Below are 25,924 nucleotides of genomic sequence, written 5' to 3'. Positions count from 1 at the left end.
TGTAGGTAATTTACTCTAACCAATGTTAACGTGCTCAAATCTTTTGTCGCCTTTACAATTTAATTCGAAGTCAGTTTGGGTTCCCTGTGTAGTGTGTCGAAGATCCATAAAATATCCGCGCTTTAACTTTTTTTGAAGTGCAAACAATGATAAACGTTTATGCAATTATCATTAACTTTAATTACTTATAGATGGGCACATCTGGCGATTCTTTCATGAACAAACAAAAAGAGCCTGTTTTCGAGGCTCGGTTCCTAATGCCTCGGTACTGGGGAACTCTACTCATCATCGGGGTGATGTATTTACTTAGCCTTCTTCCTTTCAAATTTCAGTTATTCCTGGGACGTAACATTGGCCGTTTGGCCATGCGATTAATGAAAAAGCGTCAGGTCACCATTCGTCGCAATTTAGAGCTCTGCTTCCCGAAGATGGACGAGAGCAAACGAGAGGCGATACTGAAGGCCAACATCGATAATTCTGGCATTGCACTGTTTGAGACAGCGATGGCTTGGTTCTGGTCGGATCGCAGGGTTAATAAACACGTAACGATAAAAGGGATGGAACACCTAGAAGCGTTAGAAAAGGACGGTAAAGGGGTGCTGATGCTTGCCGTTCATTCCATGAACTTAGAGCTCGGTGCACGTGCATTTGGTATTCAAAAATCTGGAATGGGTGTTTATCGACCGAATAACAACCCTTGTTTTGACTATTTTCAGTACAAGGGTCGCTCGCGTTCTAATCGTACTTTGATCGATCGTAAAAATGTTAGAGGAATGCTGGACGCTTTGAATTCCGGCAAGCGTGTTTGGTATGCGCCTGACCATGATTATGGAACCAGAAGATCGACCTTTGCGCCTTTGTTTGCTGTCAAAAACGCCTGTACCACAACAGGCACCAGTTTACTTGTCGATGCAACAGATTGTGCCATTGTGCCGTTTACCATGGTAAGAGGGGATGATGGCCATTACACATTAACGATCAGGGAGCCAGTTGACGGATTTCCCAAAGGTGATCCCCGAAATGCGGCGATTTTTATCAATAAAATTGTTGAAGAGTCGATTATGGCCAGCCCTAGTCAATACATGTGGTTACACCGTCGATTTAAAACCAGACCGCAAGGTGAAGATTGTTTGTACAATCCTCAGTTAATCCCTGCGATGAGTTAGTGAATCGTTTTTAGCTGTTAATGCTAAGTAGTGGTTTAACATTTTGAAGCCCCCAATAGTTCACGATTGTTGGGGGCTTTTTATTTGGATAAGTGAAACGATACGGGGATTGAGCCTCTTTTTTCTCGATAGGCTAGATCACAGAGGCCTGTCATTTCTAACCTGTTTAATCTGCTATTTTTTTCACATTCATTGGGTTGTATAGTGAATGTACTAAGCTTTTCTAACAATCCGTTTTTATCAAGCCAACACCAAGAATCGAGAACTATGCCCTATGTTTGACGAGTTAGCTTTTGCCGGGCTTCTGTTTAGTCCGTTGGTGGTTTTTATGCCTCTTGCTTTTTTACTGTCATGGAGTACGCGTTTTGTGCTGCATAAATCAGGCTTATACGCAAAACTGTGGAAGGCACCTTGGTTTGAAGTCAGCTTGTATGTCTGTTATCTCGCGTTGGTCATTTATCTATTTGGGAGCTAATCATCTATGGGAAAATTCGTTCGCATCTCCCTCACGCTTACGACTTTGGTTATTGCCGTTATTCTTGGCCATTGGATTTGGCAACATTATCTGTATTCGCCTTGGACCCGTGATGGACGAATAAGGGCTCACGTGATAACGATTGCTCCGGATGTTTCTGGTTGGGTTAATGATGTTGAGGTCAGCGACAATCAGGATGTCAAAAAAGGCGATGTTATTTTCACCGTTGACGATGCTCGCTATAAAGCGGCGATAGCCGAACTGGAAGCGCAGGTTGAAAATAAAAAATATGCATGGGAATTGGCAAAACATCAGTACTCACGTCGTGAGACATTAACCAATAAGCAATTGATTAGTGAAGAAACGGCGGAGAGCGCCCGTATCACTACGGAACTCGCCAAGTCCAATTACAAACTGGCGCAGGCCCAACTTGCCAGTGCCCAAATCAACTTAGATCGTACCGTTATCAAAGCGCCAGCGGATGGCAGCATCATCAATTTGACTCTTCGCGTTGGTAATTATGTCAGCCAGGGTAAATCCGTACTTTCATTAGTCAAAGCGAACTCTTTTTATGTGACGGGGTATTTTGAAGAAACAAAAATCCCACTTATCAAACTTGGCCAAAAGGCAAAGATCACCCTAATGAGTGGCGGTAAAGCATTAACCGGAACGGTTACGAGTATTGGTGACGCGATTGCTGACAGTAACACGACCGCTAACAGCCAATTGTTACCACAGGTTCAGCAGACCTTTAACTGGGTCCGTTTAGCGCAACGAATCCCGGTGGATATCCAATTGGATGATTACCCTGATGATCTAAATCTTAGTGCCGGGATGACCGTTTCTATTCATTTAGATGAGAACATGCAGTAACCATGCAAGCACTGTTTAATAGTCTAATTTTCCCTGACAAACAGGCGATAAAGTTTGCTATCAAGGGCGTGATTGCGATGGCTCTGTCTCTGTACATCGCCATGTTCCTGAATCTAGATCGACCGTATTGGGCGTTAATTGGTGCGGTATTTCTACAAATTCGTCCTGAGGGTGGTTTGGTTGTTGAAAAGGGCATGTACCAGATTATCGGCACACTGGTTGGCGGGTTTGTCGGTATCACGATTCTTCAATGGTTCGCACCTTACCCTGAAATAGCACTCGGCTTATTGGCGCTCTGGTTGGGCATCAACTCTGGGCTATCAGCAATGGTGCGCCGCCAGAATTTAGTCTACGCCTTTGCGATGGCTGGCATGACAGCGTGTTTAGTCTGTTTGCTTGTTATGATTCAGCCAGAGATTGCGAGCAGCCAGCGCGTTTTCGACATTGCTCAGGCCCGAATTAGTGAGATAGTCATTGGTGTTATCTGTGCAACTCTGGTCAGTAAACTGATTTGGCCAGTGAAAGTGAAAGATGGTCTGGTAGTCAACGCGAGGAACGTGATTAACCAGACGTTAGGCTATTTAGTCATTGAGCTGGATAAAAATGGTACTCACCAGGAGCGTCACCACACAATTGATAGCATACTCGAATCGGTGACGGCTCTGAGTGATGACTCCAGTGCAGTGAGCTTTGAAGGGCCGGAAGGTTTAGGCCAAAGCAGAGCTGCCAATGCGATTGGTAATAGCGTGTTGTCGCTATTGGCTCTGGTGCAGATATTCGGGCGTTTACAACGTCGCCATCCGGAGCTTGTCGGCGAGGTTCTTGAGCCAGTACTGGACTCGATGCGCACGAGCTTTACGCAAATGGCAGCCTCAAGAGATTATGATGAGTGCTACACTATTGTCCAGTCACTGCGCCGTAAGCAGATGGAATATGCCAATCAGGTTAGTGAGAAAACTCCGCTGCAAAAACGGTTACTTAAGATTGCTCTTGAGTTGAGTGCTGAGTTGATTGTTTTGTTGAAAGGTTATGCCAAGTTATCCAGCAAAGAGACGACCAATTTGAATGCACCGAGTTTCCAAAGCCATCGTGATCCGCTGGTCGGAATTTCTACTGGGCTTCGCAGTGTGTTGCTATTTCTGGTTGGTGCCGGGCTCTGGGTGGGGACGGGCTCATCCTCGGTCATGATGATTATGATACTGCCTGTGGTATTTTCTATTATGATGGCTCGCTTACCAATGGCTATTCTTACCACAGTGTTGAAGCGGTTACTGGTAGGTATTGTTATCGCCTTACCATTGGCCGTTTTTTATGCACTACCGTTAGTCGCGGCAAGCAGTAAAGATTTTGAGCTGCTAGTGCTCATACTGGCTGGTCCATATTTCTTAGGCTTGCTGGCGTTAGCGAACCGAGCAACCTTACCGTACGGTCTTGGTATCTGTATCCCGTTTACTACTTTCGTTATGCCGAGTACAGATATGACCCGGGCACTAACCATTAACACGACGATTAGTAATGGAATGGCCATTTTTGTTGGTGTAACGGTGCTTTACTGGATTTTCAAATTAGTCACAGGCCCAAGCTTGCCACTCATGCAGTCTCGTCTGATGAAAGCGACTCAACGTGATCTTATTGATATGGATAAGCACGCCGCGCCAGAGCAGTGGTTCAATGCGCGAATGGGGGATCGGTTATTAAGAATTTCGACTTATGATAAAGCACTCAGTTCAGAGAGAAACATTACAGACCTGGCGTTAACCGGATTAAATTTTGGTCATGTTTCCATGCGATTGCATCGTATTATTCGAAGAGTCGCAGATAATCAATTGGATTCATCTTTGAGATTCTGGCAGGAGGCGCTGGCGAATGCGTACCTTAGCGCTTTTCATGGTAAAGAAGACCCGAGGTTTCAGCTTGCCAATGAATCACTGTTGTCGAGACTGGATGAATTTGGTTTTTTGCAGGAACAGAAAGACATACTGACTGGTATGTGTGAACGCATTCAACTGACTCTAGAACGTAGCGCACAAGCCATCGCGGCAGAAAAAGCCTAAATAGAGATGTGTAAGGCAAAGGACATCATTGGATGTCCTTTGTTACTCAGGAGGACTTTTACTCTCAAATTACTACAGGACTGATTATGTGAACGCGATATCGGCGCAGATGATGTTGCAGGCTTTGTTGCCGTTAACTAGTCCGAAAGGTTAACGTCAGAACTGTACGGGCTTTATGCTTAATTCGTCGGCGTTTACCAATAACCTGTAAATCAGTTCCGTCGTTTCTGCAGGTTGGCTGATTTTTCGACAATACTCGATCACCGGCCCGCAGATTTCGTTTACTTCCAAACTACGACCACGTTCCATATCAACTTGCATGGAAGTTTTGATGTCGCCAAAATTGCTGATTAAATCAAACATTTCTTCTACATCAGCAGCGGATATTTTTACGCCAGCCACATTTGCAGCGCGAGCCGTTTCTTCCATCATGTTGCGAACGGTACGACTGAAAATAGGGTCTGTGGTTACAAAGCCTGTTTTTTGAGCCGTCAATGCGGTCAGAGGATTGACACCATTATTCAAAACGAGTTTTCGCCATAGCGCATAACGGACATCTTCATAAAGACGAGTCTGTATGCCAGCACCCTTAAAAACAGCTTCTAGTGTATGACAAAGTTCAGCCATTGTTGGATTACTTTCTGTATTCGGCCACGCGCCAAACTCGATTTGTCCCGCTCCTTGTACTTTTACATGTCCCGGACTTTCAATATGGCCACTGATATAATTTCCTAACCCACCAATTGTTCGTTCTCGTCCCACTTGCAGCTCAATGTGTTCCTCATTGGTTACTCCGTTTTGAATGGACAACACAGGCGTGTTTCCTTGTGCTAACCAAGGCTTCATTTCATCAAGCATTGAACTTGTTGCGCCACTTTTTGCGCCAAGGATTAACAAATCAAAATGGTTACAAGCGTAGCCTTGACATAAACCGGCCACGTCAGTGCTTTCAACCGAAGAATGATACTGAAAGTCAGGGTGCTCCAGATGCAGTCCATTAGTTTGTAATGCTTCTAAGTGCTCACCCCTTGCAACTAATACACATTCATGGCCAGCATCAATGAGTCGGGCTGCAAAATAACAACCGATGCCTCCTGCACCTAACATCGCAAATTTCATGGTATTTCCTTTTTGCTAACGCTGTTGTATTTGTAATTTCAGTATTTTTTCTGAATCGATTTTCATCCAGAGCATCGACCGCCAGAAAGCTCCGGCGTACGCCATTTTATTGGGGTGGAGAGTCAGTATTTGACTCAAGCCTAATGTAATTTCTGAGTTAGGTGCCCAGTAGGACACCTAACTACTGGCTCTTATAAATATCGATTGACCAAGTGATGTTTGAAGTGGGTTGGATTCAGAGTTTCACCCGTCGCTTGCTGCACTAACTCTTCAGTTGTGAAGAGACTGCCTTTGCTCCAGATATTATCTGACAGCCAAGTGAAGATAGGGCTTAAATCACCACTTTGGATAGCACCGTCAACGTCCACCGTTTTCTTCATCGCCGCCATGAACTGAGCCGCATACATCGCACCTAATGTGTAACTTGGGAAGTACCCGAATGCGCCATCGGTCCAGTGGATATCCTGCATGCAGCCGTTTTTGTAGTTGTCTTTGGTTGATAAGCCCAAGTAGGCCTGCATCTTTTGATCCCACAACTCAGGGACGTCGGTATGCTTGATTACACCATTCATCAAGTCACGTTCGATCTCGTAACGCAAGATAACGTGAGCAGGGTAGGTCATCTCATCGGCATCGACACGGATGAAGTCTTTCTTCACTCGCGTGTACAGCTTTTGGAAATTGTCTTGAGAGAATAACTTAGGATCGTGATCGGTGAAGTGAGCGCCAGCAAGACGTGCTAAGTGCTCAATAAACGCATTACTACGACCAATCTGCATCTCAAAGAACAAAGATTGAGATTCGTGAATTCCCATAGAACGAGCCTGACCAGACGGTAACCCAGCCAGAGATTTCGGCAAGCCTTGTTCATAGCGAGCATGACCTGTCTCGTGAACAATACCCATCAGAGATTGCACAAACTCGCTTTCATCATAGCGCGTGGTGATGCGAACATCAGTGGGAACGCCACCACAAAATGGGTGGACACTTTCGTCGAGTCGGCCATGTTCGAAATCGAATTGCAGAAGCTTCATCACATCCAAGCCCAGGGCTTTTTGTGTATCGCTCGAAAAGGTACCTTTAGGCTCAATGAAATTCTCAGCAGATTGCTTTTCAATCGCTTGGTTAATCATTTCTGGAAGCCAAGTTTTTACGTCGCTGAATAAAGCGTCTAATGATGCAGTGGTTGTACCCGGTTCATAAATATCAAGCATTGCATCATAAGCGGAAAGACCAGTAACTTCAGCACGGATTTGGGCTTCTTCCTGAGACAGTTTGACGACTTCTGCCCAGTTCTTTTCAAAACCTTGCCAATCATTTTCACCACGTTGAGTACGCCAGGCATGTTCACACTTAGAACCGGCTAGCGATTTTGCTTGCACCAGGTCTTCTGGCAGAACATTCGCTTGCTGCCAGTTACGTTTTAGCTCGCGAAGCGTCGCGCTATCTTGAGCATTTAGCGTCTCTTGCTCTGCCTGCGCAAACCAGTCTGTGAGTTGAGGTTGCGTTTGTAAGTTATGCATATGAACATACAACTCTGCCATGGCTTCTGAGCGAGCCTGACTGCCACCGTTTGGCATAACCGCCGCTTGGTCCCAGCCGCAGATCGCCGCGAGGTGTTGAAAGTTTGAGAGTTTTAATGAGTGTTTTTTGAGTTTTTCGAATGCGCTCATGTGCCGCCTTCCATGACTATAGAAAACAAAAGTTTACCAACCCTACAAAGGCTTACCAAGTGATTCACGCAGAAAGTTGGATTTATTCCAATTTGTTTTATCAACATTTGCGAAAGGATTTTACGGGTAAGCAATCAAAATTCATTGAAATGACAGCGTAAATATGACAATAAAGGAGAAGTTTCTCTCTTTGCTTGGTGGATGTAAGCTTGATACAAAATTTTGAAGCGTTTTTAATCGCTATAACCATACTGACGCTCACTCCGGGATTGGATACCGCGTTAGTCATTCGTAATTCGTCGCGGGGTGGATTTACTGATGGAGCGATCACTAGCCTTGGTATTTGCCTTGGGTTATTTGTTCACGCGACATTTTCCGCGATCGGTATTTCTGCGATTCTTGCCCAGTCTGCAGAATTGTTCCATATCGTTAAAATGGTCGGTGCGGCTTATCTTATCTACTTAGGCTTTACGACGCTGAAAGGGTTATGGAACAACACGGCAGCACCGCAAGATGCTTCTAGGGGAATTACCCGTCACGAATTCAGCTTCTCTCGTTCATTGAGAGAGGGATTTTTGTCTAATGTTTTAAACCCGAAAACTGCGGTTTTCTATCTCGCATTCTTACCACAGTTCATCAACCCAGAAGGCTCGGCATTTTTACAGTCGACCTTTATGGCGGCAATCCATTTTGTTATCGCCATGGTTTGGCAATGTGGTTTGGCTGGGGCGTTAACGTCGGCGAAAAACTTACTTAAAAGTGCACGTTTCATGAACTGGATGGAAGGCACGACTGGTGTAGTGCTGGTGGGGCTTGGCATTAAGTTGATGTTAGAAGACAAGTAGTCTTTATACAGATAAGTGAAAGAGCGACTGGTTAGTCGCTCTTTTTTATTCTGGTTACTGCATTTGTTCACTTTTTAGCTCAGCGAGCAGCTCATAAGAACGCAGTTTTTTCTCGTGATCAAAGATGATCGAGTGGGCAATGATTTCGTCCGCTTGAGTACGTTCTAACAGCGAGTTGAGTTTCTCCAATACAAGGGCTTTGTCACCGTGAATCGACTCTCTGAGCTGATGAGTGACCTGATGCTTTTCATGTGGTTGCCAGAGCTGATCCATGTCGGTAACAGGGGCAGGAATTTTACCTTGGCCACCGCGAATCAACTGCAAGAATTTCTGATATTCCGTCGTCGCTAAATAATTGGCCTCTTCAGTGGTCTCGGCAACGATCACATTTACGCCAATCATCACGTAAGGTTTATCAAGTTGTTCTGACGGTTGGAAATTCGTTCGATAAATGTCCAACGCGCGTAGCATTGCATCTGGTGCGAAGTGTGCAGCAAAGGCAAAGGGAAGTCCTTTAACGGCGGCAAGGTGCGCGCTATACGTACTTGAGCCCAGTAACCAAATTGGAACCGATGAATTTGCGCCAGGGCAGGCTTTTACAGGTTGGCCTTTGGAGACTGGCCCCATAAAGAACTGTAACTCTTCGAGCAATTCAGCGAAGTCCGGGTCCATTCTTTCTGGATCTCGACGCAGTGCATGCATGGTTGGGTAGTCGGTGCCTGGCGCTCGTCCTAGTCCGAGGTCAATACGCCCCGGATACAGAGCTTCTAATGTGCCAAACTGCTCTGCAATGACTAAAGGCGCGTGATTTGGAAGCATGACGCCACCAGAACCAAGACGAATGCTTTGAGTTTGAGCGCCAATATGACTCATCAGCACTGAAGTCGCTGCACTGGCTATGTCTGGCATGTTGTGATGCTCTGCCAGCCAAAAACGGTGGTAGCCCAGTTTTTCTGCATGTTGGGCTAGGGATACCGACTTTTTATAGGTTTCCGTATAGTTGGAGCCTTCTGCAACGGGCGCTAGATCTAAGATGGAGATTCGTGGGAATGGCATATGACCTCAGAGTTTCTTTCTTCGTTCATATAAAGTGGAGCCTCTGTTGCACGAAATAAACCCCTAATTCGTCAATGAAACGCAATCAGGTTATCACTAAGGAATATGGTTAGAAGAAAACCGCTTGGTAATCAATACAATCCGACTAGGAATCATGTTTCACCAGTTCAACACTCTCTAGCCAATGGAGCAGGTAATTGGTAAGTGCTTTTGGCTGTGCTAATGGTAAGTCGTGCGCATCACAATCAAAACGTACTATTTCGATTTGCCAGGCTTTAGCAATGGCTTCCCCACATCGGCTATCAACCAGTTTATCTGCTGTGCTGACGATAACTTGACTCGGACAAGCAGGTGGCGAACTTTGGCCTTTAAATTGCGCAGCCGCATACAGCTGGCGAATAGTATTGCTGAAACTGACGGGGTGTTGTCGAGCGAGCTTGATATGGTGCGCGAGAACGTCAGACTGATTGACACTGACTGGACTTGTCCATTTTAGAATCGATTGTTGGAAAGCATCGCTTCCTTTTAACCTAGAAACTGCGATGCTGAGCAGCGCATTGATGTTGATTCTGAGCCAAAACGGACTGTAACGAGAAAAACTCGGATTGATCAGGGTTAAGCTGGCAACTTGATCGGGTAGGGTATGTGCCCAGTGGCTGGCCAGCATGGACCCCATTGAAATGGCGACCAGATGATAACGTTCACACTGGCCAGGGAGTTGCTCGAGCATGGATGGGAGCATCTGTTCAATGTTCCGCGGGCTTAGTTCACGATATTTTTCTCCATTCCCAGGTACGTTAGGCGTGATGAGAATCAGCTCTGGTGAGATTTTTGTCAGTGCATTGAGCATACTTTGCCAATGACCACTCTCTCTTAACAACCCTCTCACTAAAACTATCGGTACCATAGCTTTTTTGCCTTATCTGTATATTTCTTTTCTACATTCGCATCCATGTTTGGTATCAAATCATTATTAAGCACCTGAATTAAATAGCTTAAAAAAGTGCTGTGACGGCGCTGAACACGTTTAATACGGTGGGATTTGGTTGGATGAAAAAGCTGACTAAATCGCAGCATTTGAATTGGGTTTTTCTTCACCCACAGCCATGATCCTAACTCTAGGGTCAGCGGCAAAAAATGATGCTCGGATTGCGCTTGATGTTGGATCAGCATCCAGTCCCAGAAATCACCATGAGTGGTGTATTGATGCCACTGAGGTTCAAACTGATAGAGTTCATAGTGCGGATAGCTTTTGCGGAATAGCCGGTAAAGTAAATAATACTGAGCTAGGTTGCTCGGAGGATTTGTATGATGGGCATAAGGAAACCACAGTCGATCGCGAGTACCAAATCCGCTATGAAGATCCAAAAGAATGGTGGTGCGAGACTGCTTTGTAATATCTAGAACGTAGCGTGACAACACCTGTAGTTCTTGTTCCATCTGGTTTGGATTTCCTCGATACCAAGGCAAGCATGAGCTAAAACGTTGTCCGGCATAAAGTTGGTAAACAGGGTTGTCACTATTGATCGGTGAATTACGCATTAAGTCCACGCCATTGTGATTTGCACGCTTTTTAAGTGCCACCCCCCAGGGGTTAACCACGGGCACCGCGATGATTCGCAAATTATTGAGTGACTCTTTAAGTTGCTCATCCCATTCCAACCTTCTTAGTAAACTCTTCAGAAAGGCGAGAATTATCTGGCTACCAATACGTTCAACACCATGAATAGCACCGGTAAAAATCAGACAAGGTGCATCGTTGTTGGTTGCGCCTAATTCAAGCGCATAAATCGGTAGCGATTTGTCTTTATAATAGATGTCGCCAAGAAGGTGTAGGCGTATATGCTGAGGGTATTGCTCCGCGAGTTGCTCTATGTGCTGTATTTCACGAGGAATGTGTCCAGTCATCTCGATGCTCAGATAGGGTTTGAAGTGATACCATTCAAAATAAAGATTTGATCATTATCGCCAGTTGACAACGTCGCACACTGCCTAATTGCACTTGCTGTTCGTATAATGATCCGCTGCACTAATCGATTTCCTATACGAAAAAGAAATCATCTATTTGTCCAGACTGGCATAAGTGTAGAACGGGTTGAATGTTGGTTTGGTGAAGTATTTGTTTCAGTCTGAGTAACTAGGAATAAAAAATGCGAAGCTGGTAGGCTTCGCATCATGTTACTAACGTTTCTAAATTGGCAAAGAACTATGCCGTCACTTTCTCGCCCATAGCCGATGTAACGTGCGCAAAGTATCTTTTGGTTTCTTCTACAACGACTTGGCGGAGCGCAATCAAACCGATCAAGTTCGGAATGGCCATCAGTCCATTTACGATGTCAGCCAGAATCCAAATCATGTCCAGATGCAGGAACGCGCCTGAAGCGACTAAACCAACAAAAATCAGTTTGTATGGCAGTACCGCTTTAGTGCCGAACAAGAACACGACACAACGTTCACCGTAGTAGTTCCAACCAAGAATGGTTGTAAAGGCGAAAAACATCAGACCAATTGATACCAGCATTGGACCAAAGGTGTCAGCATTTAAACCAACCGCAAAAGCGTGGGTCGTCATTGCTGCGCCAGAGAAGTCACTTTGCCATGCGCCAGTCAGGATAAGAGCAAGACCGGTCATAGTACAAATGATGATGGTATCGAAGAAGGTACCTGTCATGGAAATCAGACCTTGTTTGACACAAGAATCTGTTTTCGCTGCTGCCGCCGCCATTGGTGCACTACCCAAGCCAGATTCGTTTGAGAATACACCTCGAGCGATACCCGATTGGATAGCCAGCATGATGCTTGCGCCCAGGAAACCACCTGTTGCTGCAGTAGAAGTGAAGGCTGATACCAACACTAATTCAATAGCGTTCAGTAGTTGGTCTGCATTCATGATAATCACGCTTAGACACGCCAATACATAGAATACAGCCATGGTTGGTACAACTTTACCAGCGACCTTAGCAATCGATTTGATACCACCTAAAGTGACAAAAGCGACTAATAGAGTCAGGATGAAAGCAGATAGCTCACGGTTAGCACCGAAAGAAATTTCTGTCGCATCCAAAATCGCGTTCACTTGAGGAAAAGTACCGATACCAAAACAAGCCACACCTAAAGCAAATACAGCGAACATGATCGCCAGTGCTTTAGATCCTACACCATATTGTAGGTAGTACATCGGGCCACCGATCATTTGGCCTTTATCATCAACTTGGCGGTATTTTACTGCAAGTAGACACTCAGCGTATTTGGTTGCCATTCCGAATAGGGCAGCAAGCCACATCCAGAACAAGGCACCCGGGCCTCCAAGTTTAATTGCAGTAGCAACACCAACGATATTACCAGTACCGATAGTGGCTGAAAGTGCAGTACATAATGCTGCAAAGCTAGAAACGTCACCCTGTTTATCAGATGACTTATCTTTACTAAATACCATCACTAACGCGGTCGGTAGATGTTTAAACTGGATTAAGCCGAGGCTAAAAGTGAAGTAAACACCAGTACCCACAAGCAAAAGCAGTAGTGGTGGACCCCAGACAAAGTTATCGATGGTTTGAAGTAAAGATTGTAGGTCGTTCATGATTTCCCCTTAATAAAACAACTAATAAGGAGAAGAGGGAAAGGGCGAGATACAAGATCTCTAATAGAACAAAGCTATTTAAAAGACGGGAACGCCAAATAGTTAGGTTACAACTTTCCACTCCTCTGTCCTTTTGCCTGAGAGTTTCACCCTGTGCATGACACAGGACTTGCTCCTTCGGCGACCGATTAAACGGTTCTCTCCAGAGGTTCCTCCAACTACAGTCCCCGCTACCTAAGTAGCACCTGAAATAGTTAATTCTTCGGCAGGTTATGCTAATCAAAAATTAAATTTTGATTAATAACCACTCTCCTGCAGTCTTCATCGGAACAATTACCTTTGATTTATATAAAGTTTCTTAGATGTTACTAAAATGTTATATAATTCTCGGATAATCAGATAGTTAGCCTTTAGCTAACAGCGCGTAATTTACCAATTATGATATATAGGTCAAGTGTTTTTTCACAGTATTTATCCCTATGTACCCCAAAATGTACCCCAATCTGTACCTCAGTTGCTTGGGTTAAAAGCATAAAAAGCCTCACCGAATAGGTGGGGCAATATCATGATTTTTAGTTCACACTAGGGCTAAGATTTTGGTAGAAACTAACCATACGGGCATTTTCGAAGAACAAAAAAAATTTGCACTATAGGCTATCCAAGCAGATTGAAGCAGGACATGACAGTGTTCTGGTGTACAAGGCTTCCTGTCATCGGGAGCACCGCTTCTTGAGTCGGTACGTGAAGTTAGATGCCGAAGCTTTAGCAGCAAGGCTTTTTGATTAGGGTCGAAGCAACAATAGGAAGTTTCTGAATTCAAAAATCAGGTAAGTTTCTGATGCCAACATATAGATGTGGGGGAGGGGTATTCGTGTTTGGTCCATACGTCCCCATAACCGGACATCTGCGGCAACCAAGATGTTTTAATTAGCCATATCTAGTTTCGAATAAGGGCAGCCTTGTCAGGTTCAAGCCAAAAAACTTTATTTATCTTGCTTAAAAGTAATTTGCACTGAAGCCTATTTATGTCTTGTTGCTGCTAATTTGCCTTACCAAACGTTATCCGAAGAATTTTAACAATCCACCTTTCTAAATGATGCGTTGTTTTTCAGTCTAACTCCCTTTGTAGTGGTCAACTAAAATTGGCCACGGTTTTAGAGTTTCCCAATACAGTCGTTCAGCCTCTTTGGGTGTCAGCCCACCATTATGTTGATGTGGCCTGAGTTAGCTCAAATAGCCATTATTGATAGGTATTGCTAGATCGCTTAAGTCACAGCCTAGTTTTGGCGGTGCAGATCAATATGGGTTACTCCTAAAAAACACTCAATTTACTAATCGCAAGAACAAGTTGAGCTTGAGAGTGAGTCTCCGTTTTTTTCAAAACTGACTTGAGGTGACTTCGCATGGTCGAAATGGATACATGTTGTTTCTCAGCAATATCCACCAAGGGCAGTCCTTCCATTAGCCCCGATACCAGTCGTGTTTCCGCTTTCGATAAGTGGTATACCTTCTGGGCTCGTTTGGTATTTGACGCTTCATTCATTTTGACGGCCACTAAGATCCCTTTAAATGGAATAGGATTACTTCCAGACTCTTTGCTTATAAATGGTGAAATCTCGATTGTCATCCCTGGGTATTGACCAAGAGGAGGAGACACTATTGTTTTAGGGCACGATAAAGATGGGCTTAGACTAAGTAACCGAACAGCATCACGAAGTTCCGTTTGTAGTCGACAGTTTAACATTGCATGACTTGAATAGATCTTCCCATTAAAACTCTGCAGTAAAGGAAACTGCCTAACCAAAATTTCGAACTTAATATTTAAAAAAAGGACATTTCCCGCTTCATTTAGTAGTGCCAACGCATAACTGCTTTGATTCATCAGAGCCTGATAGCACTGCGTAATTTTTTTTTGCTCTCCTAGTTGTAACTGTATCTGTAACGCTCTCTTTAGGTGAGGAATCAAATTTTCGATTAATTCGAAGTTACTTTTGTTAAATGATTCTTGAACGCTGCTACGGTTGAAGGCTAAAACACCATAAAAATTCAGATCGTTAATCAGATTCACACCAAGCACATAACGCGTGTCAACCGGAACATAAACTTCGTTAAAATAATCACTCTTGACCAAGCGTTCTGACTCTATCAACATTTTGTCATCGAAGACCGCCCCCTCACTTTGAGCTAGACAGGGCAAATACAATGGATCTGATTCCATCGTAGTTGAGTGTTTGTTTGCCATCCATTCCAGATCTGACCGCATATTGGGCTCTCGGTCGCCAACAGATAACTGATATAGTGGTACCTGCTGATTGACTTTATCAACTAAAGTTATGAATGCTTTATTGCTGTCAAGAGGGACGCACAAGTCATGTAGCATATTGTGATAGTTGCCTGTACATGCGCTTTCATAAATCAACTGTATAATATCTTCGGGCCTTTTCATTCTTACAGTTACCTTGATTATCCAAACAAAGTAAACGCCACCAATACACTAACTGGGAACCACGCCAGATAGACAACTTCCTTAATTCAGCAAACGCCCACATTTACGTCATCTACAAACTCAAACCTCTATAGATACACTATCGATTGGGGCCAACTCAATCGCACAGGTTACCACCACTCTCACTGAGGAAGTTGCCATACCGTTGATATTGTCCGCTATTGATAATTTTAGCAGTAAGGAAAGGTATCCTCCAATTTCCCCCATTTGGGGGAAGGAATAGAACTCTTCAAAAGCTAGACTCTTTTCAGTGTTCATGTAACAGGAGAATAAAATTAGCAATAGTTATCATAAGCAAAAACATTACTGTTTATTTTAACTCTTATGAAACTCTATTTATTTGAGTTATCAAAGTAAGTTTTGCTTCCTAATAAATCGAGAGTTTGAGTAACGGAGGGTTCTATGAAATTCAAACACATAGCTATTTTTGTATCCTCGGCATTTCTATCCACCCATATAGCGTTCGCTGAACCAGTATGTATGGCTGATATTGAAGTTGTTATTGCTGAACTGAAATCACAACATTACTCGCTTTCTGAAACAGATCATTTAGCTGTCGAAAACTCAATTGGCGACTTGATGTATTTGTGTAAAGAGGGAAGTACAGATTCCTTCAATGAAAAGTTAAGTGAAGTAAAAGCTATTCTCGGTATTTAATAAGTAATTGATAAAAAGGAATATTGCTTTAAGGAATATTGCCATGAAGATATTAAGCAAAATTATGCTAATTGCCTGTACAGGGCTAATGGTTTTGGGGCTAGCTAATAATGCTTTTGCTAGCCATTTTAGAGGTGCACACTTTACTTGGGAGAAAGTTAGTGGTAATACCGTAACTTTTACAATTAATCAGGCATGGAGAGTAAATTCACTCTCTAGTAGCAGCAGAACCATACACTTTGGCGATGGCACTTCTGTTAATAATGTAGGTTCAATAGTAGCTCAACCAACCGATCTATTCGGCTCTCCATATGAAATTTGGAAAGGCACCGTCACCCATACATACCCAGGGCCAGGACCTTGGGTCGTAAGCTTAGAAAGTTGTTGCCGCATATTTGAGGTACAAAATTCAAGTTCCTCCTCTTTTATTGTTAGAACAGACGTTGATCTGACAGACAGCCAAAAAGGCTCTTCTATTTCATCACTTCCACCTATATTACAGATGGTACAAGGTCCGAATGTTATACCTCTCGCAGTGGCAGACCCAGATAGCGACGATATTACTTGTAGAATGGCTACGTCAAGCGAATCAGCTATTTACAATATACCAAGTGTATCTTCAGGGACTATGACGGTGTCTAATAGTTGTGTCCTATCTTGGGATGCTAGTACTGCACCCGATAAATCTAAGTGGGCGGTTCAAGTTATTTACGAGGAAGGGCTTAAAAAAACCGCACATGATTTTATTGTTGAAATCAATGGTAACTTAGTGGCTAATACACCTCCACAGTGTTCCATTACGAGCGGTATGATCAATAATGTCGTTGCTGTAGGGACTCCCATTACAATTGAAGTAACAGCCACTGATGCAGATGGAGATAATCTAACGGTTAATCACCTTGGCTTACCAGTGGGTGCAACTTTAACTCCTATAACGGGAACAACACAATCTTCACCAATGGTAGCCACTTTTAATTGGACTCCTACATCAGTTGGCCTGACTGCGGTCACGTTGCAGTTCACTGATGATAATAATGCTCAGTGTCAGTCATCATTTACTATTGATGCTTCGAATCAAGCGCCTACAGCCGATGCGGGGGCTGATGACAACGTGAATGAAGGCATTGGATATAAGCTTGACGGTACAGGTAGCTTCGATCCCGACGGTTCCCCATTAAGCTATCAATGGAATCAGATCGCTGGTCCTACAGTGTCTCTAGATGATGCTACGCTTGCACAACCTAGTTTCACCGCACCTTATGTCGTTTCCAATCAAACTGTAACATTTGAGCTTGTCGTATTTGATGGCGCCTTATACAGCTCGGCTGACACTGTTGATATAGTAATCTTGCAGCACAATAATGAGCCTATAGCGGATGCTGGAGATGATATTAATATTAAAGAAGGAGCTACAGCTGAACTTGATGGTACAAGTAGTTATGATATAGATGGACAAGCCATTACTGATTATAGCTGGATTCAGGTAGGTGGACCCTCTGTCGTCTTGGTAGGTCACAGTACAGCCAATCCCACATTTACAGTACCATTTAGTGTAGGTGCTACTTTAGTTTTCCAACTTCAAGTAAGTGACGGAATGGAATACAGTGAACTATCTTCGTTACCGGACTCTCATATCGACGGTGATGACCTTATTACGGTAACTGTAACCGAAAACAATGCTCCTGTTGCAGATGCTGGCCCTGACCAGTCTAAGAATGAAGGTACAGTTGTCACCTTGAACGCTACAGCAAGCTATGACCCTGACTCTGATGGACTCAGTTATCTTTGGGAACAGCAGTCAGGAACTCCTGTATCATTATCTGACAGCACTATTGCTCAACCAACCTTTGCTGCGCCGGCAACTACTGGTGGTGAGGCTCTAGAGTTTAAAGTAACAGTAACAGATGATGATTCTGTGAATCCTAAATCTTCAACTGATACTGTTGTTATAAATATTCTTGATGTGAATGCTCCTCCAAGCTGTGAACTGGCAGTAGCTACACCTAGCATGCTATGGCCACCGAACCATAAGATGCTCTCCGTAGAAATCGCAGGCGTCACAGATACAGACGATATTCACAATGACATAACTCTCCGTATCACCGGTGTTACTCAGGATGAACCTATTGAAGGAACGGGTGATGGAGATAGCTCTCCTGATGCTTCTATTCAGGTTGGAGTGATGACGGACGGAGCACTAATTCGCACAGAAAGAAGCGGTGAAGGAGATGGCCGAGTGTACACTATTAACTTTATCGCTGATGACGGATTTGAAAGTTGTACCGGTGCAGTAACAGTAGGTGTCCCACATAGCCGAAAATCTACACCAGTAGATAGTGGTCAAGTTTTTGATTCAACAGGAAACTAGTTGTTTACTCGATTCGAGTGAACTTAGGTACTAAAGTGAAGGTATACCTTGCCTCTTTTACACAAGCCCCGGACTCTTTGGTTCGGGGCTTTAATTCTCCCATTGAAATACAAACGTTATCTAAAAACTGTTTATGGAGTATACGTAAGGCTGTAATGTCTGAGCTGCTTAAGCCAAACTGAAATATAAATAATGCGGTTATATACTTATGGCAACTCAGGGAATTACTTAAAAACGTAATAAGGATCATAGATGAGCTAGGATAACCTGTCAGATCTAATAAAACCTTGAGTTAACAGTTACAGATTGCGTCCTGATCAATCCATATATGGCAATTGATAGCGGTAAGGGCACGTCCCTTCTAAGGATGTGGTCATAGGTTCGAATCCTATAGGGCGTGCCATTCCTCCTCTCAGCACAGTCTTCCTATCCAAATCCGTTAGGACTGTGCCATGTATTTAGTGAACAATCTCACAAAAACTCCACCACAAAACCTTAATTTAAACACTCCAATTCCGTCTTGTATAGACAGCTACGTTCAAATTCGAGCGCAATACCATAAAACTTACATTGGGACGTTAAAGTACCGATTAGAGCGAATCAGCCGCTACTTTTCTTCTTATTTAATCAAAGATCTCACCACAAGCCCTTATGCTAGGGATAACATCAACTCTTTCATTACTCATCGTCTATCTAGTGTTAAGCCAGGTACTGTTCGGAAAGATGCCGCTGCCCTGCAAGCAATGCTCAATTGGCTTCGTCGGGATATTGGCTTACAAATCCCAGATATTTTTAAACAGATACGGTTACCAAAAGATTACGGCGTCCGCCAATTCATTCCAACCCATGAACAAGTTCAGGCGGTTGTTGCCAGATTACCCTCGGAAGAACTACGCGACATTTGTATGTTGTTGAGCGAAACAGCCTGTCGCAGGAATGAAGTTCTGAAACTGCGAAGGTGTGATGTGTACCTTGAGCATCGATACATACAGTTATGGAACACAAAGAACGGGGAAGACCGTAAGGTTCCGCTTTCTACTATGGCAATGGCGATACTCGGTAAAAGGATGGAGTTAACCACGGACAGGGCACCAACATACCCTGTCTTCAGCGCATTACCTGAATACGTTAGTAAGAAGTTTCGCAAAGCAGCTGATGAAGAAGGGCTACATGATTTTGTCTTACATTCTCTCAGGCATTACAGGTTATCCAAACTTATAGAAGCAGGACATGACAGTGTGCTGGTGTCCAAAGTTTCTGGTCATCGTGATCATCGCGTATTGAGTAGGTACGTGAAGTTGGATGCTGAAGCTCTAGCGGCGAGGCTTTTTGATTAGGGTAGAAGCGACATTGGGAAGTTTCTGAGTTTAAAAATCAGATAAATTTCTGATGCCAATATATAGATGTGGGGGAGGGGGTGTAACGTTTTGGTCCACCCCCTATCTAACAACATATATACCACAATTTTTAAATTTATTATTTAGTCGATTAACAAACTTCAGGTTTTGTGGAATTTTTCCTGTTGTAAGACTGCAGTTTTCTAGGTCTTAGTTTCTCCTAAAACTGATTAAAAGGTTGATTTTTAAGCAAAAATAAGAAGTGCATGATAACTCTTTAACATATGATGATTTAGCTCTAAAATGGATAGATTTTACTTAAATAAATCGAAACCAATTAGAGAAAAGTTTATTTGATTGCTATATATGAATGACTGTTAACGTATGTACAGATAAATAATATCACCTTTAATATTCATGTGCGTTTTTCCTGTCACTTTATCGAGTAGTACATTGTTGAAATGAATATCAGCCCTTTTCCAACCATATTGGTTAAAATGAGGTTTAATATAATGATTTTCCATGATCATTATATTTTTAAATGCATTATTCTGTGTCATATGAAATAGATATTCACTTGTTTTTATTTCATCCATTGTTATCACTAACTGTTTAAAATGATGTGGTTGTTTTAAATAACCGTAAGTATCATTCTCTTCTAAAATACTTCCCGTGATTTCTCTGTCTCTATTGTAACTGTAATTGTACTCATGTACTTGGTATGAAAATGGAATAAACATTGATACAAGCAATAATACTCTTCTCACCGGTTTTTTGATAAGGAGTGCCATTACTGCGATGCCCAAAGGCAAAGTAATTCCAGTGCGTAATGGTATGTTTACACCAATTATAACAACACTAGCGTAGACAGAAAAAATGACCATAAGGTTTATTAGGCAATATTTTAAATGGTATCTCAGCGCCCAAACGAATACTCCTGTTATTGGTAAATAAAACCAAGCACTTAACTCCGATAGATACAGTATATTTTGTTTAAAGTTGCCAGCACTTTTTGTCAGATTTACCAACAATGAAGATAAATCTATCATCGGTGTTGGATTGCGCCATTCAGCGACCTGAATAAACATCGCATGATCGGCAACCGATGCGGTAGCAATATAAACAAATAATTGAGCAAACGCATAGCCCAATATATAGCCTAGGATCCAGACTACTACAAATTTAACGGCACTGCCCCAACTCTCTTGATCCAATTGACGCATAAACAGCAAAGGCACCAAAAAGTAGAAAGCTGGATATGTAGCAAACATCACTATACCAGCAATTAGCATGAGGCGATAACGAGAGTGGCGTTGATAATCCAGTGCAAATAGAGCCAATATGAAAGATGCTGGTAGCAGTGTCATTGGCCATTTAAATAACATAGTGAAATTGGGAATATTTAAAACCAGTAACCCAAAAATTACGGAGCACCATGTCTCACTGGTTGAAGCACGTCCAACTTGATAAGCAAAAATAAATAAAAAAAGATTACAGAGTGATGCTGCTATCACAGGAGGAATAGTTCTTAGCCAATCGAAAAAAATGAAATTAATCCATCGTCCTTCTGTTACAAGCTTTACGACATAATTAGGTATATAATTCAATGCATCATGAGCTACATTCCCGACCATAGAAATATGTAGGTTGAATACTGTCACGATAGCTAATAATCCTGCGACGGTCCAAGCAGTTAAATCTACTCTCGACATTTTAGATAGTGATGAAGAGATAGAAAAAGTAGACAAAACTTGAAGCATAAATAGTCCTTAAGTAAAAACAGCCCTGTACCCTATATAGTTAATTATTGAAGAGCATGTAATCCCCACAACCTGCGCTAAATATACATATACTCCGAGATAGTTTACGCAAACGTACAATATGCCTGTAGAAGTGATCATTGAAATCAGGTTAACAAGGAAGAAATATAAAAATTCTCCATCTTTTTTATCGGCGTGAAAAACAATATTACGGTTTAATATATAACTACTTATCATACCGATAGTATAGGATAGAATCGATGCTTTTATATAACTCACCGACCATTGAAGCAGTAACACAAAAGAAAGATAAGAAATAAATGTGTTGAACACACCAACAAATATAAAAAGGACTTTTTGTCTGAGGTCTGAAAAAATCAGATTATTCAGCAGGATCGTCGGTTTGTTCACTCTCAAAACCTAACCTCTTTTTAGTAATATAGAGTGGACGCCTTTTGGATTCGTTATATATCCTTGCAATATACTCTCCTAAAATTCCAATTGAAATTAATTGAACGCCGCCCATAAAAAGAATAGAGACATGAAGTGATGTCCAGCCTGAAACCCATTGCTCCGTTGCAAGTCGAATGTATATAGAATAAAGTACCATAAAAAAAGCGATACCTGCACATGCAAAGCCCATTATTATCGCCAGCTTTAGAGGTTTAACGGAAAATGACAAAATACCATCCATTGCAAGGTTGAGCATTTTCGTCAAGGGGTATTTAGATTCACCGGCAAAACGAGGAGAGCGCTCATAAGTAACAGAGGTTTGGTTGAAACCGACCCAACTTACCATGCCTCGAATAAAGCGCGCTCTTTCCGGCATCGCTATAAGTTGGTCTACAACTTCCCTGTCCATCAAACGGAAATCCCCTGTATCGAGTGGAATTGGAACTTCTGAAAGACGATTTAATAGTCGATAAAATATCTTAGCTGATGCAAGCTTGAACGCGGATTCCCCTTCTCTTCTAGCTCTGATACCGTATACAACGCTATATCCTGCCTGCCATTTCACAATCATATCTTTAATCACCCTTGGAGGATCCTGAAGATCAGCATCAATAACTACTACAGCATCTCCTCTACTGGCATCCAAACCAGCACTCACCGCTTGTTGGTGTCCAAAGTTGCGAGAAAGTGAGATTATATAGATATTGTCATGGTGTGTACTATGTTTAAGCAGCTTACTTTCCGTGTCATCAGAACTGCCATCATTCACAAAGATTATTTCAAAATGTGTCCCTGATATAAGATTGGTTACATCCAGTAACTCATTTACTGTATGGTCTATCACTTCACTTTCATTGAAGCAAGGAACTACCACAGAAACTAGTTTTCTCATACCTTTCCCTAATTGGCATGTTAGTCAATATGATCAACCCGGGGCTTTTTAGTTCGCTAATTGGTTAAAAATATAACAAACTAAACACATATTGAAGCATTGGAGAAGTATAGTCAATCAACAGGTAAATTAGTTGACAAAGTGAATGACCTCAATGCAAAAGAAGCTAAAGTTAATTTGTCTGAAACCTATCTTTTTAGGGGTATTTAACTAAATTAATTATGATCGGACTGACTGGATTTTAACCAACGCCACCAACACCCTACGACAGTGCGCTACAGTACGACTAAGTGAAACTGTTTGGATGGAAAATGAACAAAAATGGGCGTGATGATAAATATTTATTTTAAATTGAAGCTTCTGGTCTTATAGGTTATAGGGTGCCTTAAAGACGCTTTTTCAACTACGAATTATAAACTGCAAGCAAGATTGTCACTTTGAAAAATTGGATAAATTTCCAACTCCGATATATTGAGGTGGGGGAGAGGGTATTAGTGTTTGGTCCACCCGCCCCCCTGATTATTTTATAGCCCTTCTCGTCTCAAGATTTCCTTTATGTCTCTCGACATCTCTATCTGGCGAGCATGATATTGGTCAAACCGCTTTGTCTGTGCTTTCATATATGTTTCCATCTGTTGTTCTAATGCTTGATTGAAGTGCTCGACTGCAGAGGTTAACTGTTGCTGTGATGCCGTTATTTCGATTTTAAATTGGTCACTGTCCATATGGACTTCATGATGTGGTGGCGCAGCTGCACCTACTGCGAACGATGCGAATGGCATTGTCATAAATAAAATCGAAGGTAGTCTTCGTCGGTTGGAATGTTCCATAGAAAGCCTCCTAAAACGAGAAAACCCCGCCGAGGCGAGGTTTGTTGGGTACGTAGAAAGCAAAGGAAACTTGCGAGGAACCGTTACTTTCCACATTAGAAATTATGGCGCAATTCAATAGGAAGTCTATCTGGGTACAAAGTGATTTAGGGTGTGGTCACAACAAAAGTGTTGAAAATGGCGCTTTCGTTCTGATTTTAAAATGCGTTCATTTATGCATGTTTTATGCACTTCCTATTCACTCGTATTTAGTGACTAAACATCGGGAAATAGACGTTTCGTGAGACATTTCAAAATGGGTGAACGCGTTTGGTTCAGATTATCGTTATTATGTTAAATTTGGTGGTTTTTTGAACAATTTACGGTAGTGGGGAGGCATCCTCTGCATCTTTCGCAATATCCGCAAGAATAAAGGCGAGTGGGTTTTCTTGACTGCCGGACAGTTCGACTTGTTGGCTCGGGTTCCAATTGCTACGACTTCGACATTTAAGCCAAAATTCCATCGCTCGAACATCGGGTGGTAACTCTTCCTGATACTCAACCACTTGACCAGAGCTTAACACTTTCTGCTTAGTTACGGTCACACCCATCGCTCTATTGTATAGGCTGTAGGCCACTTCGGCATCCGCAGCCAGTTTCCCACGCTTTCTTGCTTCAGCGAACTCTGGATAAAGGCTGACCCAATGGAAGATTGTGTCTCTATGAACTTCAAAGAAATCCGCTAAGTCCTGGTCACGGGCACCCACCAAACAGAGCTTATAGGCTTGCTTGGCATAAGTCTGTCGATATTTATTGTTGTTTTGGTTTCCAATGGGGGCGCCCATACGGTCATCTCCTTATGTAATCAATTATTTATAATATTAGTAAATACTAAATTAGCTATAGCTTTATTAATAGTAAGTAATTGCGAAAAAGAAACAAGTCAATTATTGACAAGTACCTTACTTTCTCTTTTGGCTCTTGAGTGGTTGGCGGTGAAGTAGTAGCTTCGTACCTTGTTAATTATCTGAAAATAACGATATCGTGTATCGTTACTTTTTGGTTGTTTTCTTATTCAATAATTAAATGGGTTGATGTGACTTAGAAATGGATATTTTAACTTGTAGTCCTTTTGAGCTAGCAGAGCTGGTTGTTTACAATAACAACAAATCGCTGATGGACCGGTTCCCTGATCTTTCTTTTGATTTTGAACAGCAGGAGCAACTTGCGACTTACCTTGTCATGGGAGGCTTGGTGAGACGTGTTATCAAATGTCGCCGTTCTTTCACTGCGGTTCGAGGTAAGTTTGACTTTAATCACGAGATCGAAGATAGCGATTTGTTGGACTTTAAACCAGGGTTCTATGTAACGGATTCAACAAGCTTAGATATCGATAGTCGACACCCGCACCTTTATGATCACGATGGTAATGTACTGACAGTGGTTGAAGTGACGGATTATAAAAACTTACCATACGACACATTTAACAGAGTTGAGGAAGTGGTAAACTTGGGGTACGTGGTAGAAGGCGGTGCTTCAGAAGGTATGAAACTGTATCTAAACGACGTCGATAAGTTTCTAGGTGTTAAAACCACTTATACCAGCCGTGTTAGCGATCTTCGCAGTAAAAGTGTCGATGGGCTTGGTTCACTCCTTAATATGCTTCAAGAACAAGTTGGAGCAAATAGCTACCCAGAAGCTATTGAAGTAGCGATCGCACTTGGCAAAGAGCAGGATAAAGAAACAGCTTACCAAGAACAGTCGCCATTTTACGCAGCACTAAAAAGTGAATTGAGAAAAGCTGCCTTATGGGGTACCGATACAAAAAACCTTAATGAATTGGAAGCACAGATAAAACGCACTTATCCTGATCTTAAATCACGTCAACCGAGAGTAATCGCCCAAACGTTAATAGAGATTACTTAAATCAAGAAATAGAATGTGAATATATTTTAAAACCCGCCAGTTGTGCGGGTTTTTGTCTTTTTGGCCACATATTCCCATCTCGAATCATCCATAAAAAGTCTTGAAATATCCAATCTTATGTCGAGTTGTCAACACTTGAGCCTATATACAGCAAGGTGTTGAGCAAAGTTGTCAACACTGGCTTGTCAACTACTGGTATTGCTTGTCAACTCTCTTTCTTGCCAATATCTGCCCGTCCGGACAATACGTGTTTTAACAACGAAGGGAGTGAAATGGCAGTATCTCTAAAAACGGAGAAAGATATCAAACGAACAGTACGTTACCGCACTTCAGATATTGAAGTTTGTTTAGGCGATGCGGTAGATAGCGAAACAA

At 42.5% G+C, this 25,924-nt stretch carries 21 protein-coding genes and 1 riboswitch; of the genes, 9 read left to right on the top strand and 12 right to left on the bottom strand.

Annotated elements, in window-relative coordinates; translation table 11 throughout:
* Nucleotides 1–215: 215 nt before the first annotated feature.
* The 4 genes from VEJY3_RS08320 to VEJY3_RS08305 all read left to right on the top strand — a co-directional run bounded on the left by VEJY3_RS08320 (nucleotide 216) and on the right by VEJY3_RS08305 (nucleotide 4,568).
* Entirely contained in the window at nucleotides 216–1,166 is a 951-nt protein-coding gene (locus tag VEJY3_RS08320) for an LpxL/LpxP family Kdo(2)-lipid IV(A) lauroyl/palmitoleoyl acyltransferase (protein ID WP_014232006.1), read from the top strand.
* A 274-nt stretch (nucleotides 1,167–1,440) separates the two neighbouring features.
* Nucleotides 1,441–1,641, top strand: coding sequence for a DUF1656 domain-containing protein (locus VEJY3_RS08315; RefSeq protein ID WP_014232005.1), 201 nt, complete (start codon nucleotides 1,441–1,443; stop codon nucleotides 1,639–1,641).
* 6 nt (nucleotides 1,642–1,647) lie between these two features.
* Nucleotides 1,648–2,514 carry an HlyD family secretion protein gene (locus tag VEJY3_RS08310; protein WP_014232004.1) on the top strand — a complete coding sequence of 289 codons (867 nt, stop codon included), beginning with the start codon at nucleotides 1,648–1,650 and terminating at the stop codon, nucleotides 2,512–2,514.
* A 2-nt stretch (nucleotides 2,515–2,516) separates the two neighbouring features.
* Nucleotides 2,517–4,568: an FUSC family protein gene (locus VEJY3_RS08305; protein ID WP_014232003.1), complete on the top strand. Its 2,052-nt coding sequence runs from the start codon at nucleotides 2,517–2,519 to the stop codon at nucleotides 4,566–4,568.
* 156 nt (nucleotides 4,569–4,724) lie between these two features.
* Here the strand turns inward: VEJY3_RS08305 and VEJY3_RS08300 are convergent, their stop codons facing one another.
* On the bottom strand, nucleotides 4,725–5,687 hold the full coding sequence (locus VEJY3_RS08300; RefSeq protein ID WP_014232002.1) for a ketopantoate reductase family protein: 963 nt from the start codon (nucleotides 5,685–5,687) through the stop codon (nucleotides 4,725–4,727).
* 191 nt (nucleotides 5,688–5,878) lie between these two features.
* Complete coding sequence (locus tag VEJY3_RS08295; RefSeq protein WP_014232001.1) at nucleotides 5,879–7,360, bottom strand: carboxypeptidase M32; 1,482 nt, start codon at nucleotides 7,358–7,360, stop codon at nucleotides 5,879–5,881.
* Between the two features lie 209 nt (nucleotides 7,361–7,569).
* On the opposite strand from VEJY3_RS08295, the gene VEJY3_RS08290 reads away from it, so the two are divergent.
* On the top strand, nucleotides 7,570–8,205 hold the full coding sequence (locus VEJY3_RS08290) for a LysE family translocator (RefSeq protein ID WP_041170336.1): 636 nt from the start codon (nucleotides 7,570–7,572) through the stop codon (nucleotides 8,203–8,205).
* Nucleotides 8,206–8,259: 54 nt separating this feature from the next.
* On the opposite strand, the gene VEJY3_RS08285 is transcribed toward VEJY3_RS08290, so the two are convergent.
* The 5 genes from VEJY3_RS08285 to VEJY3_RS08265 form a co-directional block, all read right to left on the bottom strand.
* The gene (locus VEJY3_RS08285; protein WP_014231999.1) at nucleotides 8,260–9,261 is read right to left on the bottom strand and encodes an LLM class flavin-dependent oxidoreductase; all 1,002 of its coding nucleotides are present in this window, start codon (nucleotides 9,259–9,261) and stop codon (nucleotides 8,260–8,262) included.
* A 145-nt stretch (nucleotides 9,262–9,406) separates the two neighbouring features.
* A complete protein-coding gene (locus tag VEJY3_RS08280) occupies nucleotides 9,407–10,168 on the bottom strand; it encodes an alpha/beta fold hydrolase (protein WP_014231998.1) in 762 nt (253 codons plus the stop codon).
* The gene (locus VEJY3_RS08275) at nucleotides 10,156–11,169 is read right to left on the bottom strand and encodes a DUF2817 domain-containing protein (protein WP_014231997.1); all 1,014 of its coding nucleotides are present in this window, start codon (nucleotides 11,167–11,169) and stop codon (nucleotides 10,156–10,158) included. The genes VEJY3_RS08280 and VEJY3_RS08275 overlap by 13 nt, the downstream gene beginning before the upstream one ends.
* A 298-nt stretch (nucleotides 11,170–11,467) precedes the next feature.
* Nucleotides 11,468–12,841, bottom strand: coding sequence for a sodium:alanine symporter family protein (locus tag VEJY3_RS08270; RefSeq protein ID WP_014231996.1), 1,374 nt, complete (start codon nucleotides 12,839–12,841; stop codon nucleotides 11,468–11,470).
* Between the two features lie 115 nt (nucleotides 12,842–12,956).
* Nucleotides 12,957–13,057: riboswitch (glycine riboswitch) on the bottom strand.
* A 1,096-nt stretch (nucleotides 13,058–14,153) separates the two neighbouring features.
* Nucleotides 14,154–15,287: a helix-turn-helix transcriptional regulator gene (locus VEJY3_RS08265; RefSeq protein ID WP_014231995.1), complete on the bottom strand. Its 1,134-nt coding sequence runs from the start codon at nucleotides 15,285–15,287 to the stop codon at nucleotides 14,154–14,156.
* Between the two features lie 462 nt (nucleotides 15,288–15,749).
* On the opposite strand from VEJY3_RS08265, the gene VEJY3_RS08260 reads away from it, so the two are divergent.
* The 3 genes from VEJY3_RS08260 to VEJY3_RS08250 all read left to right on the top strand — a co-directional run bounded on the left by VEJY3_RS08260 (nucleotide 15,750) and on the right by VEJY3_RS08250 (nucleotide 19,709).
* Entirely contained in the window at nucleotides 15,750–16,004 is a 255-nt protein-coding gene (locus VEJY3_RS08260) for a hypothetical protein (protein ID WP_014231994.1), read from the top strand.
* A 43-nt stretch (nucleotides 16,005–16,047) separates the two neighbouring features.
* A complete protein-coding gene (locus VEJY3_RS24470; protein WP_014231993.1) occupies nucleotides 16,048–18,372 on the top strand; it encodes a PKD domain-containing protein in 2,325 nt (774 codons plus the stop codon).
* 452 nt (nucleotides 18,373–18,824) lie between these two features.
* The gene (locus VEJY3_RS08250; RefSeq protein WP_014231992.1) at nucleotides 18,825–19,709 is read left to right on the top strand and encodes a site-specific integrase; all 885 of its coding nucleotides are present in this window, start codon (nucleotides 18,825–18,827) and stop codon (nucleotides 19,707–19,709) included.
* Nucleotides 19,710–20,086: 377 nt separating this feature from the next.
* On the opposite strand, the gene VEJY3_RS08245 is transcribed toward VEJY3_RS08250, so the two are convergent.
* From VEJY3_RS08245 to VEJY3_RS08230, 5 genes are all read right to left on the bottom strand, one after another.
* Nucleotides 20,087–21,469, bottom strand: coding sequence for a hypothetical protein (locus tag VEJY3_RS08245; protein WP_014231991.1), 1,383 nt, complete (start codon nucleotides 21,467–21,469; stop codon nucleotides 20,087–20,089).
* A gap of 9 nt (nucleotides 21,470–21,478) precedes the next feature.
* Entirely contained in the window at nucleotides 21,479–21,769 is a 291-nt protein-coding gene (locus VEJY3_RS26175) for a GtrA family protein (protein WP_374953214.1), read from the bottom strand.
* A gap of 82 nt (nucleotides 21,770–21,851) precedes the next feature.
* Nucleotides 21,852–22,814, bottom strand: a complete 963-nt coding sequence (locus VEJY3_RS08240) for a glycosyltransferase family 2 protein (RefSeq protein WP_014231990.1) — start codon at nucleotides 22,812–22,814, stop codon at nucleotides 21,852–21,854.
* Between the two features lie 524 nt (nucleotides 22,815–23,338).
* A complete protein-coding gene (locus VEJY3_RS08235; RefSeq protein WP_014231989.1) occupies nucleotides 23,339–23,644 on the bottom strand; it encodes a hypothetical protein in 306 nt (101 codons plus the stop codon).
* A gap of 359 nt (nucleotides 23,645–24,003) precedes the next feature.
* A complete protein-coding gene (locus VEJY3_RS08230; protein WP_014231988.1) occupies nucleotides 24,004–24,468 on the bottom strand; it encodes a hypothetical protein in 465 nt (154 codons plus the stop codon).
* A gap of 262 nt (nucleotides 24,469–24,730) precedes the next feature.
* Here VEJY3_RS08230 and VEJY3_RS08225 point away from each other — a divergent pair, with 262 nt between their 5' ends.
* Complete coding sequence (locus VEJY3_RS08225) at nucleotides 24,731–25,549, top strand: hypothetical protein (protein WP_014231987.1); 819 nt, start codon at nucleotides 24,731–24,733, stop codon at nucleotides 25,547–25,549.
* The last annotated feature ends 375 nt before the right edge of the window (nucleotides 25,550–25,924 follow it).

The organism is Vibrio sp. EJY3, assembly GCF_000241385.1.
GTDB classification, from domain to species: Bacteria; Pseudomonadota; Gammaproteobacteria; order Enterobacterales; family Vibrionaceae; genus Vibrio; species Vibrio natriegens.
Note: the sequence above shows the minus strand (reverse complement) of the source record. Positions and strands in the feature narration are given on the sequence as shown.

Bases quoted from the DNA above. Each gene is read 5' to 3' on its own strand.
- VEJY3_RS08320 (WP_014232006.1), top strand. From the start codon at position 216: ATGAACAAACAAAAAGAGCCTGTTTTCGAGGCTCGGTTCCTAATGCCT.
- VEJY3_RS08315 (WP_014232005.1), top strand. From the start codon at position 1,441: ATGTTTGACGAGTTAGCTTTTGCCGGGCTTCTGTTTAGTCCGTTGGTG.
- VEJY3_RS08310 (WP_014232004.1), top strand. From the start codon at position 1,648: ATGGGAAAATTCGTTCGCATCTCCCTCACGCTTACGACTTTGGTTATT.
- VEJY3_RS08305 (WP_014232003.1), top strand. From the start codon at position 2,517: ATGCAAGCACTGTTTAATAGTCTAATTTTCCCTGACAAACAGGCGATA.
- VEJY3_RS08300 (WP_014232002.1), bottom strand. From the start codon at position 5,687: ATGAAATTTGCGATGTTAGGTGCAGGAGGCATCGGTTGTTATTTTGCA.
- VEJY3_RS08295 (WP_014232001.1), bottom strand. From the start codon at position 7,360: ATGAGCGCATTCGAAAAACTCAAAAAACACTCATTAAAACTCTCAAAC.
- VEJY3_RS08285 (WP_014231999.1), bottom strand. From the start codon at position 9,261: ATGCCATTCCCACGAATCTCCATCTTAGATCTAGCGCCCGTTGCAGAA.
- VEJY3_RS08280 (WP_014231998.1), bottom strand. From the start codon at position 10,168: ATGGTACCGATAGTTTTAGTGAGAGGGTTGTTAAGAGAGAGTGGTCAT.
- VEJY3_RS08275 (WP_014231997.1), bottom strand. From the start codon at position 11,169: ATGACTGGACACATTCCTCGTGAAATACAGCACATAGAGCAACTCGCG.
- VEJY3_RS08270 (WP_014231996.1), bottom strand. From the start codon at position 12,841: ATGAACGACCTACAATCTTTACTTCAAACCATCGATAACTTTGTCTGG.
- VEJY3_RS08265 (WP_014231995.1), bottom strand. From the start codon at position 15,287: ATGAAAAGGCCCGAAGATATTATACAGTTGATTTATGAAAGCGCATGT.
- VEJY3_RS08260 (WP_014231994.1), top strand. From the start codon at position 15,750: ATGAAATTCAAACACATAGCTATTTTTGTATCCTCGGCATTTCTATCC.
- VEJY3_RS24470 (WP_014231993.1), top strand. From the start codon at position 16,048: ATGAAGATATTAAGCAAAATTATGCTAATTGCCTGTACAGGGCTAATG.
- VEJY3_RS08250 (WP_014231992.1), top strand. From the start codon at position 18,825: ATGTATTTAGTGAACAATCTCACAAAAACTCCACCACAAAACCTTAAT.
- VEJY3_RS08245 (WP_014231991.1), bottom strand. From the start codon at position 21,469: ATGCTTCAAGTTTTGTCTACTTTTTCTATCTCTTCATCACTATCTAAA.
- VEJY3_RS08240 (WP_014231990.1), bottom strand. From the start codon at position 22,814: ATGAGAAAACTAGTTTCTGTGGTAGTTCCTTGCTTCAATGAAAGTGAA.
- VEJY3_RS08235 (WP_014231989.1), bottom strand. From the start codon at position 23,644: ATGGAACATTCCAACCGACGAAGACTACCTTCGATTTTATTTATGACA.
- VEJY3_RS08230 (WP_014231988.1), bottom strand. From the start codon at position 24,468: ATGGGCGCCCCCATTGGAAACCAAAACAACAATAAATATCGACAGACT.
- VEJY3_RS08225 (WP_014231987.1), top strand. From the start codon at position 24,731: ATGGATATTTTAACTTGTAGTCCTTTTGAGCTAGCAGAGCTGGTTGTT.